The following is a 1,863-nucleotide window of genomic DNA, read 5'->3' on the forward strand; positions in this document are numbered from 1 at the left end:
TCGACACGCCGCTCGTTCCTCGCGGCCGCTCGACCAGCGTGTGCGGCGCTCGACCCGCGGTAAGGGCGCTCGACCAGCGGAGGGGCCGCTCGATCGGCGGAGACTCACCAGATCCGGGCGAGGACGGCGAGTAGGTCGTCGGCGATCTCGGATCGGCAGATGACGAAGTCGGGCATGTACGGGCGTGGGCGGTTGTAGAGGATGGGCGAGCCGTCGAGGCGGCTGCAGTGAAGCCCCGCGGCGAGCGCAACGCCGACCGGGGCGCAGTTGTCCCACTCGTATTGGCCGCCCGAGTGGACGTAGGCGTCGACGTCGCCGCGGACCACGGCCATCGCCTTGGCGCCCGCCGACCCGATCTCGACCGGCGCCAGACCGAGCGCACGCGATACCGCGGCCACCTCATACGTGCCGCCCCAACGGGACACGGCCATGCGGTGTCGTAGCGGGCCGCTTGTGGGTTCCACGGTGTCGGTGCGGAACAACTCGCCGGTCGCGGGCAGCGAGACCGCCGCCGCTGTCACCACGCCGGACTCGGTGAGTGCGACATGGACTGCCCAGTCGGCAGTGCCGGAAGCGAACTCGCGCGTGCCGTCGAGCGGGTCGATGATCCAGACACGATCGGCGCTCGCGCGGTCGCCGACGTCGTCGGCCTCCTCGGAGAGCACAGCGTCGGAGCCGCGATGCCGACGCAGCACGTTGCCGATCCACGCCTGGGCCATCGCGTCGCCGAGGTCGCCGAGTTGTCGACCACCCAGCAACTGTCCCGAGCGCACTCCGACGAGGATCTCACCTGCCCCGACCGCGATCCGAGCGGCGAGCTCGGCGTCGGAATGTGCGGAGATCATGCACTTACTAGAGCACACTGGAGGCATGCCTGAGCTGCCCGAGGTCGCCGCCATCGCCGATTACGTCGACGAGCACGCTGCCGGCTTCCCGATCCGTCGTGTCGACGTCGCGTCGCTGTCGGTACTGAAAACAGCAGATCCGCCGTACACCGCGCTGATCGGGCGCATCGTCGACTCCGCGTCGCGGATCGGCAAATACCTCGTCATCACGACGATTCCCGGCAGTGCCGAGCAGGTCGACGAGCCGACGATCAGCCTGGTCATCCATTTGTCGCGCGCGGGGTGGCTGCGCTGGAGCGAGGATCTCTCGCCGCGACCGCTACGTCCCGGCGGCAAGAGCCCGATCGCGCTACGCGTGCACTGCGGGTTGCCCGGAGAAGGCTTCGACGTCACCGAGGCCGGCACCCAGAAGCGATTGGCCGTCTGGGTGGTCCGCGACGCCGCCGACGTCGATCGCATCGCGTCACTCGGCCCGGATGCGATGGCGGTGACTCGCGACGAACTCGCGGAAATCCTGCGCGGCACGTCGGGCCGAATCAAGAACGTCCTGACCGATCAGCGGGTGATCGCCGGGATCGGAAACGCCTACTCCGACGAGATCCTGCACACCGCAAAGCTTTCGCCGTTCGCGTCGTCGAAAACACTGTCCGACGCCCAGATCGACACCCTCTACGAGTCGATGCGGGCTGTACTCACCGACGCGACTGGGCGGCTCGAAGGTCTCGGCGTCGCAAAACTGAAGTCGGAGAAGCGAACCGGGCTACGCGTACACGCACGTACCGGGATGCCGTGTCCGGTGTGCGGCGACACGATCCGGGAAGTCAGTTTCACCGACAGGTCATTCCAGTACTGCCCGACGTGTCAGACGGGCGGGAAGGTGCTCGCGGACCGTCGGATGTCGCGGCTGCTCAAGTGACGGACGCCCAGTCGGCAACGCTGTCCGCGCGGCTGCGGGCGGCGGGCTGTGTGTTCGCGGAAGAGGAGGCGGGCGTTCTGTTCGACGCCGCGCGCGACGTCG

2 protein-coding genes are annotated in these 1,863 nt (G+C 68.4%); one reads left to right on the forward strand and one right to left on the reverse strand.

Features of this window, described 5'->3' with window-relative positions; translation table 11 throughout:
* Window positions 1–104 precede the first annotated feature (104 nt).
* Window positions 105–845, reverse strand: a complete 741-nt coding sequence (locus tag B3T59_RS20975) for a 3'(2'),5'-bisphosphate nucleotidase CysQ (protein WP_287005038.1) — start codon at window positions 843–845, stop codon at window positions 105–107.
* 25 nt (window positions 846–870) lie between these two features.
* On the opposite strand from B3T59_RS20975, the gene B3T59_RS20980 reads away from it, so the two are divergent.
* Window positions 871–1,761 (forward strand): DNA-formamidopyrimidine glycosylase family protein, encoded by an 891-nt coding sequence (locus B3T59_RS20980; protein WP_251722597.1) that lies wholly within the window; start codon window positions 871–873, stop codon window positions 1,759–1,761.
* Window positions 1,762–1,863: the final 102 nt, after the last annotated feature.

Source organism: Gordonia sp. UBA7860, assembly GCF_002500165.1.
Taxonomy (GTDB): Bacteria; Actinomycetota; Actinomycetes; order Mycobacteriales; family Mycobacteriaceae; genus Gordonia; species Gordonia sputi.